A 15742-nucleotide genomic window follows, 5' to 3' on the forward strand; every position below is an offset into this window, starting at 1 on the left:
AACCGGGCTCTATGGCCTGGCCACGCTCCAGGTGCGGGAAGCCCATGTCCGGAAGTGCGGAGACTGTGCGATGAGAGCCCGGTAGGCCTCGGCGGCGGAGCCGAAGAGCGTGTCCGCCACCTCGTCGGCCAGGCCCTCGCGTCGCCAGGCCAGCACATAACGGCACCACAGGGGAGCGCCGACCAGTGGTCTGACGAGGACGTCGGGGATGGGCCGGAGCGTCGCTTGCACGATGGAGACCCCGATGCCTTCGGCGATCATGTTCTGCAACTGCTGCTGGTCGCCCAGGAATTCGTGGACCGCCGCCGGAGTGAATCCGGCCGCCCGGCAGGCCGCGTAGAACACTCCCGGCCAGCCGGCCCCGTCGTCCGGAGTCAGAAACCACGCGTCGTCGGCCAGATCGGCGAGCGCCACCTCCCGGCAGTGCCGGAGCCGGTGCCCGGCCGGCAGGGCGACGAAGGACGGCTCGGTGACGATCCCGCGGTGTGCCACGGCGGCCGAGTGCCGCAGTTCACGCCCGGGATAGTCCGCGGCGATCGCGGCGTCCACCTCGCCGTGCTCCAGGAGGTGGACGATCTCCGAGGACGGATAGACACTGCTCAACGTGAGCGCGAGATCGGGCAACCGGCTCCGGAGCCGGATGAGCATGCCGGCCAGGACCGGCGAGTTGGTCGCGGCCAGGCGGAGGTGCCGTCGTGTCCTCGCACCACCTGCGGCCGGTCCACGCCCGATCGCGGCCGCCCGGGCCAGCACATCGCGGGCCTGGGCCAGGACCTCCGTGCCGTACCGCGTCAGCTCCACACCCGAGGTGTTCCGCTCGAACAGCGGATGACCGAAGTGCTGCTCGATCCGCTGCAGTTGGGTGCTCATGGCCGGCTGCGAGTACCCCAGGTCCGAGGCGGCCCGGCCCACGCTCCCGGCATCGGCGATCGCACACAGCACTCTCAGGTGCCGAAGCTCCAGCTCCATGCCTGTACTCCTCCCGTCCGCGCTGCTCCTGCCCGAACCGTCCGGTGCCACCGCGGGCGGCGCCGGGCACGCGGCCCTCGTCCGGCAGTCCGGTGTGGAAGCCCACCCCATCGCTCTCTGCCCGCCCGCGCCAGGGCCGGGTGCCGGAACTATGGGATCGGGGTCGGGGTCGGCAAGGCTGAGCGTCTCGGTGAGAGCCGCCCGCTGGGATCGGTGGCGGCCCTGCGGTCCCGGCCTCGGGAGAAGAGGCTGTGCCGCCGCACGCACGGAGGAGAACCTTGGCGCCGACATCGAGGACCCCGACCTCCCGGGCGCCGCCGCCTGGTCAAGGCCAAGGGCGCCCGTACCAAGGCCCGTCGCCCTGGCCGAGTCCGTGAGGACTGCGTGCTGGAGGCCGTGTACGGGGATGCCGGCACCGCCCGGCCCTTGCCCCGGCTGGTGAAGGGCCGCACCGGCGGCCCGGTGTTCGTCACCCGGCGCTGCCCCGGCCCCGGCAAGGTCGTCGGCCCCCGCGATGTCCGCCCGGACAAGTCCTCCCCGGAGGTAGTCGCCGAGCTCACGAGCCCAGCGCACGAGCCTACTTGCGCCCGGCAACGTTCGCGATGAGGGGCGAGGGCCGAGGGCTGAGGGCTGAGGGCCGAGGGCCGAGGAGTACGCCATGGCGATCAGCTGGCGCCTCGCTTGCCGGCGCCGGAGGAGGGGAGACCTTCGAGGATGGTGGGGCGGTTCACTCCGCGGTGACCGCGGCAGGGTGCCCTGGTCGGCCATGGCGCGCGGCCTCGACCACACGGTCCCCCGCTTCGCTGCGGTAGTACAGCACGGAACGCCCTGCGCGCCGCCGCCGGACGAGTCCCGCGTCCAGCAGCACCTTCAGGTGCCTTCCCACCGAGCCCAGTGCCAGTCCGGTCAGTGCTACCAGTTGGGTGGTGCTCGTCGGAGTGCTCAGGAGGGTGAGGGCCCGGGCCCGTTGCGGACCGAGCAGGGCGCGTAGCGCGTGGGGCGCCGGACGGTCCTCCTGCCCGGTCAGCACGCCTGAGCACGGATACACCACGGCGTACCGATGGGGTTCGTCCCAGGTGACCCAGGCGCTGCGTGGGGTGACGGGGACGAACAGGAGTTGTGCGCCGGAGATGTCGCGGGGCGGGTTGTCGTGGGCGTTGATCTGCAGTCTGCCCTCGCCCAGCCAGCGGGTGCGGGGGCGTAGGCAGTCGAGGGCCGTGGCCCAGCCGCCATCGCTCAACTGCTGGGTGCGGGCGACGATATCGGCTTCCAGGATACGGCGGCGCCGCTCCCAGTCCGGGAGGACTGTCCGGGTCCACACCCACTCCAGCAGGGCGGCCGCGCGTTCGGGGAGGTCGTCGCGGCACAGCACGGTCGGGAGAGGGCCGCCGCCCAGGGCGGTCGTCAGATCGGTGCGGGCGGATGCGGGTGGGGTGGTCCGGATGCGGTGCAGTTCCTCGTCGATGTGCGGGGTCCCGTCGCCCACTGGGGCTGGGGTGAGGAAGTCGGCGATCCAGTTGTGGCGGTACCCGACCCGGATCACGGCTGCCGCAACCGGGTCCCGGCTCACCTGCTCGCGGTAGGCGCGCACGTGGGCCTCCAGCCACAGCTGTTGTGCCGGGTGGGAGGCGACGGCCTCCTCCAGGTCGATGAGGGTGGCGAAGGTTTCGGCCACGGGCGAGATCACGAACCGGCTGCGAGCCAGGGTGTCCGTGTCGAGCAGCCAGAGCCCCATTGTTTCGCCTCCGTGCGAAACATTAACAGCGCCACGGTGGCTCCTCGGACACTCCCCGTCATGCGCACTTACCGAGAACTATTTCGCACCCCGGAGTTCACCCCGCTCTTCGCCACCGGCGCGCTGTCAGTGGCCGCTTCCACGGTGAGCGGGCTGGCTCTGGGCACCCTGGTCCACTCCGCCACCGGGTCCCCGCTGCTCTCCGCTCTGGCGATGTTCGGGCCCTCTCTCGCTCAGGTCGTCGGCGCGGCCACCCTGCTGTCGGCTGCCGACCGTCTTCGTCCGCGCGCCACCATGGTGGTCCTCGCGCTGGCCTTCGCGGTGGCTGCCGCCGTCCAGGCGGCTCCTGGCCTGCCGGTGCGGGCGGTCTTCGCCGTCCTGGCGGTCGAAGGCCTGATCTCCTCCGTGGGTGGCGGGATCCGCTTCGGCCTGCTGAACGAGATCCTCACCAAGGACGGCTACCTGCTGGGCCGTTCGGTGCTCAACATGGCTGTCGGCACCCTGCAGATCTGCGGCTACGCCGTCGGCGGCGTCCTTGTCGCCCTCTTGTCGCCGCGTGGAGCGCTGCTCGTCGGCGCGTTGCTTTATGTGGCTACCGCAGCTGTGACCCGCCTTGGGCTCACCGACCGACCGCCCCGTGCCACCGGTCGTCCGTCGGTCGCCGCCACCTGGCGCGTTCATACCCGGCTGTGGGCGTCCGTGCCGCGCCGCTACGTCTACCTGGCGCTGTGGGTGCCGAACGGCCTCATTGCGGGATGCGAGTCCCTCTATGTCTCCTACGCACCCGACTACGCTGGTCTGCTCTTCGCCTGCGCCGCTCTCGGCATGCTCGCAGGCGACACGCTCGCGGGACGTTTTCTCCCGCTGCGGTGGCGTGAACGCCTCAGCGCCCCGCTGCGGCTGCTCCTCGCCGTCCCCTATCTGCTGTTCTTCCTGGAGCCGGGGCTCTTTGTCGCATTGGCCGCCGTCACCCTGGCGTCCGTCGGCTTCGCAGCGAGCCTCCTGCTCCAGGAACGCCTGATGCAGTTGACTCCCGACGAGCTGAGCGGTCAGGCACTCGGCCTGCACGCCTCCGGCATGCTCACCCTTCAGGGCATCGGCGCCCTCCTCGCCGGCAGCATCGCCGAACTGACCACGCCCGCCATGGCGATGACGGCCATGGCAACCGCTTCCGTCGCCGTAACCCTGGCGCTCGCTCCGGGACTGCGGGGGCGTCCGCAGGTCATCGTGGCAGCGTGAGACGCGGACCGGCGGGGCGGGCCGGCCGAACAGCAGCGCGCTCGGGGACCGGGACCGGTCTGGTCGTACGCCGGGGAGGGGGCCGGTGCGGCCGTTCCGAGGGGCGTCCCGTGCTCGCGAGCCGCCCCTCGGAGGGAGCCTTCAGTCCGCGGTGACGGCCCGGGGGGTCTCGACCAGGACCTTCCTTCCGTCCTGACCGGTCATCACGAGCCGTGGCAGCCAGGGCCCCTTACGGTGGTAGGCATGGGTGACGGCCGCTTCGCTCGCCTCCTGCTGCGTACCGTCGCCGAAGTACCAGTGGTAGCGGTACCCGGCGGCTGGCGGCTTTCCGTTCACCGTCACCGACAGGCGCACCTCGCTGCCGACGGGTGCGGTTTCCGGGACGTTCAGCTGCGCCCGGGGTCCCTGCCGGGGGAGGTGGAACCACTCGCGCACACGCGGGTTGAGGAGAAAGGCGTCGGCGTACTGCCGGGCGCCCTCGATGTCGGGGTGGGCGACGGCCGCGGTCAGGCACTGTGCCGGAGTCGGGCTGAGCTCGGGGCAGGCCCGCGTGCGCAGCGGGAACGCCGGGTCGCTCACCGGAGTGCCCCAGACCTTGGAGTCCCGGGCGAGAACGGCATTGTCCACGGTGAACAGTCCGTCGGCAGCGACCGCGTACGGACCGTCCGTGGACGCCTTGTTGGCCGCGGTCGCCGCTTGATGGTAAGCGGCGTTTGCCAGTTGGGTGTACTGCTCGTAGCGCTCGGCCACGCTGCCGAGGGCTCCCTTGCAGGAAGTCAGCCGCGTCCCGGCGACTCCCGGGGTCGAACAGGTCTTTACCGGGATCGGAGAACTGCTGCGGCTCAGCGCGTAGTAGAAGTCGGCCACGATCACCTTCGGCCGCCCCGGCAGGGAATGGGCCTTCTCGATCGCCGCCTGCATCCCGCGTCCGCCGTATCCGACCTTGGCGCCGCTGAAGTAGGGAACATCCTTGGCCGGGTTCTCCGGTGCCGCGCCGATGCCGGAGCACTCGCGCTTGACTGCCTCGGGCAGATTCTCCGAGCCGGGGGTGATGCCGACGCCGATGCCGAAGAAGGGATCGAGGTCGTTGATGCACCCGTTGATCACGACCAGATCGAGACCGTAGTGGCCCGCCCGTGCCTGCGCGCCCGCCTTCTCCAATTGGCAGAACACATCCGGCATTTGCTGGGTGACCTCGCCGAACTCCATCTCCCCGTCGCCGTCCGGGTCCTGCTTCTCCGTCGTGTGCAGACAGGCCGCGTCATCGTTGCCCGCGGGCAGCTCGGGCGCGTCGAGCACCGCGCCGGAGATCGAGTAGTCCATGTTCTGATGGCCCCGGCCGGTCTCACGGCCGAGCAACTGACCCGTCAGATAAGGAAACTTCTGGTCGTGGTCCAGGCCCTGCCCCCAGACCACGGAGTCACCGACGGATGCCACTCGCACCGGATCGCACCCCCGGCGCACCGTCTCCCGCCAGACCTTGCCAAAGCGGCCCGGGGCGTGCCCCCCGGACGGAGCGGCGATGCGGGCGTCGACCTGTAGAGCGGTCTCGGCTGCGGGCACCCGGTCGAAGGGGATGCTGAACTCCGCCGTGCCGACAGGGGCGGCCATGGCGAGGCGCCCGCCGGCCAGCTGCTGCTCACCGGTGCGAACGCGCCACTCCACGGTGGCTCCGGCCTTCGCCGCGGCGGGGTCGTAGACCTGCACCCGGCCGTGCACGGGTCCGCTGCACACCGGATTCGGCGTCAAGTCCACGTCGAGGACGAGAGGGAACGCCGATCCCGGCAAGGCGCTGGTCTGCGCCGCGGCGGGCAGCCCGCCGAGGAGCTGGCCGAGGAGTACGGCGACCGCACCGGCCACCACGAAACGCCTCGCCGCTAATCGCCTCGCCGCGAGACGTCTCGCGGCGAACGAGCGACGGATCACCCCCGGCCCGCTCGGAACGGAACCCGTGCCGGTGCCCGCCCGTCTGGGCACAACCCACCGCGACCACGTCGATGTCACGCCAACTCCCCTGATGTCGCTGCCATTTGGTACGTACGGGAATCCACTGCATCCCGCATCGGTAGGGATGATGGCAGCCGGGAGGCCGGTATGGATCGCGGACGGGTCCCCTGCTGAGTGAAAGTGATCACTTACCTGCAGTTACGTCCGGGGCGTACGATGCGGCGCCGGCGACAGGGTGCTTCTCGGGGGCGCCCCGGGCGGCAGCCGCCTCGGGGCGGGAGGTCTGGGCTTGCGGCCCGGCTCGCGGCGGGTGGACGCGGGTAGGTCACGCGCCGGGAGCGCCGGCCCGCAGTCCGTCCATGACCAGATCCAGGAGCCGTTCGGCGCGCGACTGCCAGTCGCCGTGGGGGTCAATCTGCCAGAGGCCGGCGATGGCGAGCAGGAAGTCGTCGGGGGTCACCCCCGGGCGGATGGTTCCGGCCTTTTCGTTCGTCTGCAGCAGGAGGGTGACGGCTGAGGTGACGGGGCCGTGCCCCAAGCCGGCCAGGGCATTCTGCTTGCTGGTGGCCCTGCGCATCGCGTCGGCCAGGCCGGCTTTGGCCATGGCGTACTGGGCGAGGCGGTCCATCCACTCCCGCAGAGCCTGGTCGGGTGCGCGGGTCTCCAGCAGCTGGGCCGCGGTGTCGGCGACCTGCTGGACTTCGTAGCGGTAGACCTCCAGGACCAGTGACTCGCGGTTGGGGAAGTGGCGGTAGAAGGTCCCCTGCCCGATGCATGCCTTCTTCGCGATGGAGCTCAGCGGGGCATCGGCTGAGCGTGTCAGCTCCTCCAGCGCGACTTCCAGGATGCGCTCGCGATTCCGTTGCGCGTCCGAGCGCAGGGGGGCGTCCTTTTTCTGCTGCACTCGTCCTCCTTCCGGAAATCAGTGAGGGCCGGTCTTGCTAACCGGACAGTTGTCCGGTACGTTACGAGGGTAATGGACAGGTGTCCGCTTAGCTCCACCATACCGGCAGATACGACCGGTATGGACGATCGGTGGCCACTGTGACCTGCCTACCCTCCAGCGCCTTCGCCGCCGGCGCTCCGAGCCGGCGCTGCTACGCACCCTGCCGCCACTTCCCCCACCCTCTTCCGAACTGTCCCCGGGAACCTCTGCCGTCCGGCACTTCCGCTTCAGAGGGACAGGAACCGCTCGGCCTCCGGGTCGACCACGTCGGCATCAGGGCCCGCGCCCCGACGCCCACCGCGCCTCCCATACGCGAAAGAAGGCTGAACATGGCCCTATCGACGTCCAGCGCCATCACCCTCAACATCAACGGCGAGAAACACACGCTGCCCGTCGACCACCGCACCACTCTGCTCGACGCGCTGCGCGAGCACCTGGATCTGACAGGTACCAAAAAGGGCTGTGACCATGGCCAGTGCGGGGCTTGTACGGTGCTGCTCGACGGTCGCCGGGCCGTCGCCTGCCTGCAGCTCGCCGTGGCCGCCGAGGGGCGCGTGATCACCACCATCGAGGGCGTGGCGGAGGGCGAGCGACTGCATCCGGTGCAGCAGGCGTTCCTCGACCTGGACGGCTACCAGTGCGGCTACTGCACTCCAGGCCAGATCTGCTCGGCGATCGCGGTGATCGAGGAGCATGCGGCGGGCTGGCCGAGTGCCGTGAGCGCGGACGTACGGCCCGAGGCGGGGGTGCCGCCCCTCACCGCCGATGAGATCCGGGAGCGGATGAGCGGCAACCTGTGCCGCTGCGGCGCCTATGTGTCGATCGTGCAGGCGGTCGCGCAGGCGGCGCAGGCCGGTGCCGCGCCGTCCCCTCCCGGACCGCGGCAGGACAGCGGCCCCTCCACGACTGTCGGAACGGACGACGTGGAGGTGACGGCATGAGGGAGTTCGGCTATCAGCGCGTGTTCGACGTCTCCGGTGCGGTCGCAGTGCTCGGCTCCGATCCCGAGGCGCGCGTGCTCGGCGGCGGCACCAATCTCGTCGACCTGATGAAGGGTGGGGTGGAGCGGCCCGCGCTGCTCGTCGACGTACGGGAACTCCCCCTCGACCGGATCGAGGCGAGGGGCGGCGGCGGTCTGCACATCGGCGCGACCGTCACCAACAGTGAGCTCGCCGCCCATCCCGAAGTGCGGCGCCACTACCCGGCGTTGGCGCAGGCCGTCCTGTCCGGCGCCTCGGGGCAGTTGCGCAATATGGCCACGGTCGGCGGGAATCTGCTCCAGCGCACCCGCTGTGGCTACTTCACCGACGCGACCAAGCCGTGCAACAAGCGGCTCCCCGGCAGCGGCTGCCCCGCCATCGAGGGCGAACACCACAACCACGCCATCCTCGGCGCCTCCGCGCACTGTGTGGCCATCCACCCGTCGGACATGGGGGTGGCCCTTACCGCCTTTGATGCCGTTGTCCAGTACGAAACGGCGGACGGGCCGGCAGAGTTGCCGCTGGCGGAGTTCTATCGTCCCGTGGGCACGACCCCGCACCGGGAGACAGCGCTGCCGCCCGGCGCGCTGATCACCGGCATCACCCTGCCGCCGGCCCCCGTTGCCGCCGTCTCCCGTTACCGGAAGGTGCGCGAGCGTGCCTCGTATGCGTTCGCGATCGGCTCGATCGCCGCAGCCCTCGACGTACGGGACGGAGCCGTCCGTGAGGTCCGCCTCGCCTTCGGGGCGGTGGCGTCCCGGCCGTGGCGGGCCGGGGAAGCCGAGCGGGTGCTGACCGGGGGGCCGGCGAGCGCCGACGCCTTCGCCGCCGCCGCGGATGCCGAACTGTCAGCTGCCCGGGCGCTGCCCCACAACGGATACAAGGTGACACTGATGCACAACCTCGTCGTGGCCGTGCTGACCGAACTCGCCGAGGAGGCCGCCCGATGACCACCACGACGGAAGGCCTCGCGCCGACGCGGGCCTCCGGCACCGCCCACACCCGCCTGGAGGGCCGGGACAAGGTCACCGGGGCGGCACGCTACGCGGGTGAGGTCCCCTTCGCTGAACTCGCCCACGGCTGGCTGGTGTTGTCCACCATCGCCCGCGGCCGCATCCGCTCCGTGGAGTCCGGTCCCGTACTCGCCATGCCCGGTGTCCTCGCCGTCCTGCACCACGGCAACGCCCCACGGGTCAACGGGGACTACTCCAATGGCTTCGGGATGGCCGAGCCGATCCTTCAGGTCTTTCAGCACGACCGTGTGCCGCACGTCGGCTGGCCGGTCGCGCTGGTCGTCGCCGAAACCTCCGAGCAGGCCAGGGAAGCCGCCGAAACGCTGGTGGTCCATTACGACGAGGAGCCGCACGACATCGCTTTCTTCGCCGGACGCCCGGGGGTGCGGACACCGGACGGTTCCCTTGGCATGCCGACGGAGACGCAGAAGGGGGACCTGGCGGCCGCACTCGCCGCGTCCTCCGTGGTCGTGGATGCGGAATACACCACACCGGAAGAGCACCACAGCCCGTTGGAGCCGCATGCGGCGATGGCGCGCTGGGACAGCGGCCGGCTCGAAGTCGTCGACTCCAACCAGGGCAGCAGGTTTGTGTCGGATGAGCTTGCGAAGCTGTTCTCGCTCGACCCCGCCTCGGTACGCGTGCGCTCCGAGCACGTCGGCGGCGCCTTCGGAGCCAAGGCGACCCGTCCGCATGTGGTGCTGGCCGCCATGGCGGCAACCGTTCTCCACCGCCCGGTCCGGGTCGTACTGACCCGACGACAGATGTTCTCCGTCGTCGGCTACCGAAGCCCCACGGTGCAGCGGGTCAGACTCGGCGCCGACGCCGACGGACGGCTGCGCGCCTTCGACCACCAGGCGCAGTGCCTCACCTCGACCGTGCATGAATTCGTCGAGCGGAGCGCGCAGTTCGGGCGGGTGATGTACGACGCGGAGGCGCACCACACCGTCGACCGTGTTGTCCCGCTCGATGTGCCGACACCGAGCTGGATGCGTGCGCCGGGCAAGGCCCCGGGCTCGTTCGCCCTGGAGTCGGCGCTCGATGAACTCGCTGAGAAGTGCGGTATGGACCCGATCGCGCTGCGCACACGCAACGAACCGGAGGTGGGACCGCTTTCCGGGCTGCCGTTCAGCAGCCGTAATCTGCTCGCCTGCTTCCAGGAGGGCGCCGCACGCTTCGGCTGGGCGGACCGGGACCCGCGTCCCGGCACCCGCCGCGAAGGACGCTGGCTGCTGGGCACCGGCACGGCTGCGGCCACGTTCCCCTCGGCGGCCGCCCCGTCCACGGCGGCCGTGACGGCCGAGGCGGACGGCACGTTCACGGTACGGATCACCGCGGCGGACGTCGGAACCGGCGCACGGACCGCGCTGGCCCTGATCGCCGCGGACGCGCTGGGGGTGGAACCGGCGCGTATCCGTATGAAGATCGGGGACAGCGACTTCGGCCCCGCGATGGTCGCCGGCGGTTCGATGGGTACCCGCTCCTGGGGCTGGGCCATCACGGCCGCGGTGAGCGAGCTGAAGGAACAGCTGGCGCTGGGCGGGGTCGTCCCGCCGCAAGGGATCACGGCACGGGCGGACACCGGCGAGGCCATCGGCGCACTGGCGAAGAAGGAACGGCACTCCTACGGGGCGCAGTTCGCCGAAGTCGCGGTGGATGGTGCCAGCGGTGAGGTACGCGTACGACGGATGCTCGGCATCTTCGCCGCGGGCCGGATCATCAACCCGCTGACCGCGCGTAGCCAATTCATCGGCGGAATGACCTGGGGCCTTTCCATGGCGCTGCACGAGGAGGCGGTCAGGGATCCGGCATCGGGTGGCCATGTCGGCGCCGACCTCGCGGGCTACCACTTCGCCGCGCACGCCGATGTACCGCTCATCGAAGCGGACTGGGTGGACGACCCGGACGAGGACGACCCGGTCGGGATCAAGGGCATCGGCGAGATCGGGATCGTGGGAGCCGCGGCGGCCATCGCCAACGCGGTCTGGCACGCGACCGGTGTACGTCACCGGAACCTGCCGATCCGTCCGGACCGTGTCCTACTGGCGGGAGCCGGCGACAGCGGAACCGGCTGAGCCTTCAGGGACGTCCGGGTTCGCCTCCCGTCCTGCACGGGCGTCCGGGCTCGGTCCCGTCCCGCTCAGCAACGGGCCTTCGCGCAGGGCCTGCACACCATGAGGAGAACCGAGATGCTTGACATCGCCGACGAGTTGAACCGATGGATGGCGGAGGGGCGGGACTTCGCCGTCGCCACCGTTGTGGCCGTCGCCGGCAGCGCGCCGCGCAGCCCGGGCGCTGCCCTCGCCGTCGACAGCCGGGGTGTGGCCATCGGATCGGTCTCCGGGGGGTGCGTGGAAGCAGCGGTGTACGACCTGTGCACCCAGGCACTCCAGGACGGCGCGACGGTCCTGGAGCAGTTCGGCTACAGCGCCGAGGACGCCTTCGCGGTGGGACTGACCTGCGGCGGGGAGATCGAGGTCCTGGTGACGCCGGTGTGGGCGGACACACCGGGCAGGAAGGTGTTCGCCGCGGCGCTGGCGGCCGCCGCCCGGGGGGAACCGGCGGCGGTCGCCCGTGTGGCCCGGGGACCGGCCGGACTGCTCGGCAGAGCACTGCTCATACGCCCCGACGGCTCCTACGAAGGGGGACTCGAGGGGCATCCGGAGCTGGACCGTGTGGCGGTGGCGGAGAGCCGCGCCATGCTGGACACGGGGCGCACCGGTACGTTCGCGGTCTCGGAGAGCGGATCGCGCTGCGCGGCCGACCTGACCCTGTTCGTCGAATCGAGCGTGCCGCCGCCCCGCATGATCGTCTTCGGCGCCATCGACTTCGCCGCGGCGCTGGTCCGTACGGGCAAGTTCCTCGGCTACCACGTGACCGTGTGCGACGCCCGCCCCGTTTTCGCCACCCGGGCCCGCTTCCCGGAGGCCGACGACATCGTGGTCGACTGGCCGCACCGCTACCTCCAACGCACCGAGACCGACGGCCGCACGGTCCTGTGCGTGCTCACCCACGACGCCAAATTCGACATCCCCCTGCTGCAGGAGGCCTTGCGGCTGCCGGTCGCCTTCATCGGCGCAATGGGCTCACGCCGCACCCACGAGGACCGCAACCGCAGACTCCGCGAAGTCGGCGTCACCGCCCCCGAACTGGCCCGCCTTCGCTCCCCGATCGGCCTCGACCTCGGCGCCCGCACCCCTGAGGAGACCGCACTGTCCATCGCCGCCGAGATCGTCGCGGCACGCCATGGTGGCACGGGTGCTCCGCTGACCGGCTCCCGGACACCGATTCACCAGGAGGCGAGGGAGGAGGGAAGCGGGTTGGCCGGAGTGCGGGTGGTCGCATGACGCCGGGGGGCGTGGGTTAGGCGTGTGCGGTGCCGAGGGTGTCGCGGACCCTGGCGGTTCCGGGGCCGGGTGGCCTCAGTGGAGCTGCCCTCGGCGAGGATGGTCTGTCCGCACAGGGGGGAGAGCCGGAGTGATGTCGGAGCAGGCGAGTGCGTACGAGGAGGGTGAGGTGAAGGGCGAGGTGACAAGTGAGGTGACCGGTGAGGCCGAGGGGAGTGGTGTCGACGACTATGTGGCCGTCTGTCCCCTTGCGCCGGAGCTGGTTGCGCAGATCGTGGGTCTTGCGGATGTTCGGTGGGAGGCGGAGGACTGGTGGGAGGTCTCCGAAGAGGCGATGCGGCAGCTGGGATGGTCGGACGATGCCGAGACCGAGCTGTCGTTCATGGCCCGGTGCGTCACGGGCTTCGGCCACCACATCTACGAGGGTGACCACAGCTTTGTGATGCCCTTCTGCGTCAAGTACGACGTGGGCGCCGACCTCGCGTTCACGGATGACGAGTGGGGCAAACTGCCGGGTTGGAGCAGCCAGTTGGGCGCCGGGCATGCAGAGTTCCATGCCCACCTTTCAGCCGCCGTCGACCAGTTCGCCCGGCTGCTCGGGCCTCCCGAGCTGGACGTGACCGTGGAGTCCTCGGAGCAGCCGACGGGCCGGCGGTATGCGGGATGGCGCCGTGGCGGCAATGCCCTCCTGCTCGGTCAGGGGCCGGAACCCGTCTCTTTTTACGGGGCCGAGGAAGCCCGGGTCTTCATCGGCCAGCTCCCCGCGGATGGGCGGTTTCCGCCGGCGGAGCGGCTGTGCGCGTTCGCTCAGTTCTGAGCCGGTGCGCCGCCGCGCCCCGCCCCGCCGCGCCCCGCCCCGCCGCGCCCCGCCCCGCCCTGCCGCGCCGCGCCCTGCCCCGCTGCACCCCGCCCCGCCGGGCAGAGCCAGAGCCTCGCTCCGTCCGCTCGGCGTGCCGGGGAACCGGTGGGTGCGTGAGCCGGCGGTGCCGCGGGTGCCGGTGCGCCACGGGCTGTGATGACCGTCACCCTGGAACTTTGCGTGGTGTGTCGACCGGATGCCGTGCGCCAGGCGTATGCGGGGGGGAGACCGAAAAGAAACCGGGGAGTGGCTGTTGACCGTCGAGGAGTTCGAAGAGTTTTACGCGCAGACGGTCACACGGCTGACCGGTCAGCTCTACGTGATGCTCGGCGATCAGCACGAGGCGCAGGACGTGGTGCAGGAGGCGTTCGCCAGGGGTTGGAGCCGGCGGCGTCAGCTCGACCGGAACGGTCAGCCCGAGGCCTGGATCCGTACGGTCGCGTGGCGCCTGGCGGTGAGCCGGTGGCGCGTACGGCGCCGCGCCGCGGACGCCTGGCAGCGCAGCGGCGCCCCGCCGCATGTCGAGGGCCCCGGGCCCGAGTCGGTGGCATTGGTCGAGGCGCTGCGGCAGCTGCCCGCCCATCAGCGGCGGACCATGACGCTGCATTACGTGTGTGACCTGACCGTGGCGCAGATCGCCGTCGAGACCGGGCTGTCCGCCAGCACCGTCAAGACCCATCTGGTCAGGGGCCGGACGGCACTCTCCCTTCGTCTGCAGGACCCGCGTATTGAGGAGGCACCCGGTGCCTGAACCCGATGACCTGCTGCGGTCGTTGTTCCAGGAAGCGGCCTCCACCGGGCAGTCCCGTGCGCGCTGTGCACCGGTCGCGCTCGTCACCCGGCGCGGGGAGCGGCTGCGCCGTCGCCGGATCGCCACGCTGGCCGTCGGCGCCTGCCTGGTTTTCGCCGGTACCGGTGCGGCCGCGGCCGTACTGCTGCCCGGCCACCCGAGTACCGGTGTTCCGGCCGTCACCCCGTCTCCCTCCCGGCCGAGTCCCACCCCGAAGCCCGTACCGACGTCGCCCCGCAGCACGTCGTCGGCGACCGGTGCTCCCCTTCCCGGCCGGACCGCACCGGGCACACCGCCCGCCACCGCGCCGCCCGCCACCGCGCCGCCCCGGACCGGCCAGGGAGCCCCGGGGGCGTCCGCCACCGCCACGCACGGCACGTCCCCTCCGTCCACCGCGCCACCGCGCTGACCCCTCTGCACCCCGACCCGGCGGTCCGGCCGCCGGGCGGTCCCGCACGCCCGAAGCCACCGCAGGAGATCCCGCTATGCCCGCCTTGTCGCCCCGCCTGCGCCGGACGCATCCGCCGGCCACCAGCCCTGTTGCCGGACCACGGGCCCCCTCGGCGCCGGCGCACACCGTCGGCACGGCGGCCCCGGGCGGCACGACGATCCCGGGCGCGACGGCGGCCCCGGGTGCGACGGCGGCCCCGGGCGCCACCGCAGGCGGCGCCGGCCCGGCCGCCCGCTCTCGTCCCACCCGCCCGCGGGGGCCGGAATCCCGCCGACGACGCCATGTCCCCGGGCCTGCCGACCGTGAGGTGCTGTGGCTGTATCTGCTGACCCGGGCCGGGATCTGGACCACCGCCTACTGCACGCGGTGGCTGTTTCCCGACGACCCCACGACCCATCACGCCGCCGCCTTCCTCGCGCCGTGGCAGCGATGGGACTGGGGCCACTTCCTGCACATCGCCCGCGAGGGCTACTTCCCCGGCGAGGCCGGACCGTGGATGAACGGCTGGGACAACAGAGAAGCCTTCTTCCCCGGCTTCCCGCTCCTCCTGCGGGCCGTCCACACCGTCGTCCCGCACTGGGCCACCGCAGGCCTGCTGATCTCCTTCGTCTCCGGCGCCGTTGCCGTCCTGGCTCTCGCCCGGGTCGCCCGGCTGCACCTGCCCGACGAGGACGCCGGCCGGCGCGCCGTCCTCTTCCTGCTGCTCTCACCGTGCGCGATATTCCTGGCGGCGGGGTACACCGAAGCGCTCTTCCTCGCGCTCGCCCTGCCCGCCTGGCTCGCCGCGCAGCGGCAGAACTGGCCCGCGGCGGCCGTCCTGGCCGCTCTGGCCACCGCCGTCCGTGTCAGCGGCCTCTTCCTCGCCGCCGCCCTCGCCGTTCACTTCGCCGTCACCGTCCGCACCCGCCGGGAGTGGCGCGCACTGCCGTGGCTGGCGCTTCCCGCACTGCCGCCCGTCGTCTACAGCGGGTATCTCCGGATCCACACCGGCGACTGGATGGCCTGGAAGCACGCCGAAGAACGCGGCTGGTACCGCGACTTCCACGCCCCCTGGGAAGCCTGGAAGAACACCTGGCATGCGGCCTTCGCCGAGTCACTGCCCACCGGGTACGCCCTGATGTCCCAGGCCGAGCTCCTCGCCATGGTCGTCGGCCTGCTGGTCGTCGGGGTGCTGGTCCGGCGGCGCCGCTGGCCGGAGGCCGTCTACGTCGGCCTCAGCCTGTGGGCCCTGGGCACCTCGTACTGGTACACCTCCATCCCCCGCGCCACCCTCCTGTGGTGGCCCCTGTGGGTCCTCCTGGCCGGATGGAGCTTGCGCACTCCGCGGGTGAAAACCGTGTACGTCTGCCTCGCGGCGCCGCTGATGACGGTCTTCGCCCTCACCTTCCTGTCCGGGCGGTGGGCCGGGTGACGCAACCCCGTCCGGTGAGCGCCGGCTGATAGCCGCTGCCCCGGACCGGGCAGGG

13 protein-coding genes and 1 pseudogene are annotated in these 15742 nt (G+C 71.5%); 10 read left to right on the forward strand and 4 right to left on the reverse strand.

The genetic code is table 11. The annotated features are described in order from the left end of the window. Nucleotides 1-9 precede the first annotated feature (9 nt). Nucleotides 10-969, reverse strand: coding sequence for a LysR family transcriptional regulator (locus ACF088_RS05150; protein WP_392374035.1), 960 nt, complete (start codon nucleotides 967-969; stop codon nucleotides 10-12). Nucleotides 970-1228: 259 nt separating this feature from the next. On the opposite strand from ACF088_RS05150, the pseudogene ACF088_RS05155 reads away from it, so the two are divergent. Next, nucleotides 1229-1497, forward strand: a pseudogene (locus tag ACF088_RS05155) (site-specific integrase); the annotation flags it as partial. Nucleotides 1498-1696: 199 nt separating this feature from the next. Here the strand turns inward: ACF088_RS05155 and ACF088_RS05160 are convergent. Beyond that, nucleotides 1697-2704: an ArsR/SmtB family transcription factor gene (locus ACF088_RS05160; RefSeq protein ID WP_392374036.1), complete on the reverse strand. Its 1008-nt coding sequence runs from the start codon at nucleotides 2702-2704 to the stop codon at nucleotides 1697-1699. Nucleotides 2705-2764: 60 nt separating this feature from the next. On the opposite strand from ACF088_RS05160, the gene ACF088_RS05165 reads away from it, so the two are divergent. Then, on the forward strand, nucleotides 2765-3943 hold the full coding sequence (locus ACF088_RS05165; protein ID WP_392374037.1) for an MFS transporter: 1179 nt from the start codon (nucleotides 2765-2767) through the stop codon (nucleotides 3941-3943). Between the two features lie 141 nt (nucleotides 3944-4084). Here the strand turns inward: ACF088_RS05165 and ACF088_RS05170 are convergent, their stop codons facing one another. After that, complete coding sequence (locus ACF088_RS05170; protein ID WP_392374038.1) at nucleotides 4085-5803, reverse strand: PKD domain-containing protein; 1719 nt, start codon at nucleotides 5801-5803, stop codon at nucleotides 4085-4087. Nucleotides 5804-6215: 412 nt separating this feature from the next. Beyond that, nucleotides 6216-6794, reverse strand: a complete 579-nt coding sequence (locus tag ACF088_RS05175) for a TetR/AcrR family transcriptional regulator (protein ID WP_392374039.1) — start codon at nucleotides 6792-6794, stop codon at nucleotides 6216-6218. A gap of 371 nt (nucleotides 6795-7165) precedes the next feature. Here ACF088_RS05175 and ACF088_RS05180 point away from each other — a divergent pair, with 371 nt between their 5' ends. The 8 genes from ACF088_RS05180 to ACF088_RS05215 all read left to right on the forward strand — a co-directional run bounded on the left by ACF088_RS05180 (nucleotide 7166) and on the right by ACF088_RS05215 (nucleotide 15687). Next, nucleotides 7166-7777 (forward strand): 2Fe-2S iron-sulfur cluster-binding protein, encoded by a 612-nt coding sequence (locus tag ACF088_RS05180; protein ID WP_392374040.1) that lies wholly within the window; start codon nucleotides 7166-7168, stop codon nucleotides 7775-7777. Then, nucleotides 7774-8766: an FAD binding domain-containing protein gene (locus tag ACF088_RS05185; RefSeq protein ID WP_392374041.1), complete on the forward strand. Its 993-nt coding sequence runs from the start codon at nucleotides 7774-7776 to the stop codon at nucleotides 8764-8766. Before ACF088_RS05180 ends, ACF088_RS05185 begins: the two co-directional genes overlap by 4 nt. Then, entirely contained in the window at nucleotides 8763-10904 is a 2142-nt protein-coding gene (locus ACF088_RS05190; RefSeq protein ID WP_392374042.1) for a xanthine dehydrogenase family protein molybdopterin-binding subunit, read from the forward strand. The genes ACF088_RS05185 and ACF088_RS05190 overlap by 4 nt, the downstream gene beginning before the upstream one ends. A gap of 114 nt (nucleotides 10905-11018) precedes the next feature. Then, nucleotides 11019-12176: an XdhC family protein gene (locus tag ACF088_RS05195; protein WP_392374043.1), complete on the forward strand. Its 1158-nt coding sequence runs from the start codon at nucleotides 11019-11021 to the stop codon at nucleotides 12174-12176. A 133-nt stretch (nucleotides 12177-12309) separates the two neighbouring features. Beyond that, nucleotides 12310-12993: a hypothetical protein gene (locus ACF088_RS05200; protein WP_392374044.1), complete on the forward strand. Its 684-nt coding sequence runs from the start codon at nucleotides 12310-12312 to the stop codon at nucleotides 12991-12993. A 295-nt stretch (nucleotides 12994-13288) separates the two neighbouring features. Further along, the gene (locus tag ACF088_RS05205; protein WP_392374045.1) at nucleotides 13289-13786 is read left to right on the forward strand and encodes a SigE family RNA polymerase sigma factor; all 498 of its coding nucleotides are present in this window, start codon (nucleotides 13289-13291) and stop codon (nucleotides 13784-13786) included. Beyond that, entirely contained in the window at nucleotides 13779-14234 is a 456-nt protein-coding gene (locus ACF088_RS05210; protein ID WP_392374046.1) for a hypothetical protein, read from the forward strand. Before ACF088_RS05205 ends, ACF088_RS05210 begins: the two co-directional genes overlap by 8 nt. 76 nt (nucleotides 14235-14310) lie before the next feature. Then, nucleotides 14311-15687, forward strand: a complete 1377-nt coding sequence (locus ACF088_RS05215; RefSeq protein WP_392374047.1) for a mannosyltransferase family protein — start codon at nucleotides 14311-14313, stop codon at nucleotides 15685-15687. Nucleotides 15688-15742: the final 55 nt, after the last annotated feature.

It is taken from the genome of Streptomyces sp. NPDC015125 (assembly GCF_043080045.1).
Taxonomy (GTDB): Bacteria; Actinomycetota; Actinomycetes; order Streptomycetales; family Streptomycetaceae; genus Streptomyces.

Excerpts from the sequence above, each read along its gene's own strand:
- ACF088_RS05150 (WP_392374035.1), bottom strand. The coding sequence starts at position 969 with ATGGAGCTGGAGCTTCGGCACCTGAGAGTGCTGTGTGCGATCGCCGAT.
- ACF088_RS05160 (WP_392374036.1), bottom strand. The coding sequence starts at position 2,704 with ATGGGGCTCTGGCTGCTCGACACGGACACCCTGGCTCGCAGCCGGTTC.
- ACF088_RS05165 (WP_392374037.1), top strand. The coding sequence starts at position 2,765 with ATGCGCACTTACCGAGAACTATTTCGCACCCCGGAGTTCACCCCGCTC.
- ACF088_RS05180 (WP_392374040.1), top strand. The coding sequence starts at position 7,166 with ATGGCCCTATCGACGTCCAGCGCCATCACCCTCAACATCAACGGCGAG.
- ACF088_RS05185 (WP_392374041.1), top strand. The coding sequence starts at position 7,774 with ATGAGGGAGTTCGGCTATCAGCGCGTGTTCGACGTCTCCGGTGCGGTC.
- ACF088_RS05190 (WP_392374042.1), top strand. The coding sequence starts at position 8,763 with ATGACCACCACGACGGAAGGCCTCGCGCCGACGCGGGCCTCCGGCACC.
- ACF088_RS05195 (WP_392374043.1), top strand. The coding sequence starts at position 11,019 with ATGCTTGACATCGCCGACGAGTTGAACCGATGGATGGCGGAGGGGCGG.
- ACF088_RS05200 (WP_392374044.1), top strand. The coding sequence starts at position 12,310 with ATGTCGGAGCAGGCGAGTGCGTACGAGGAGGGTGAGGTGAAGGGCGAG.
- ACF088_RS05215 (WP_392374047.1), top strand. The coding sequence starts at position 14,311 with ATGCCCGCCTTGTCGCCCCGCCTGCGCCGGACGCATCCGCCGGCCACC.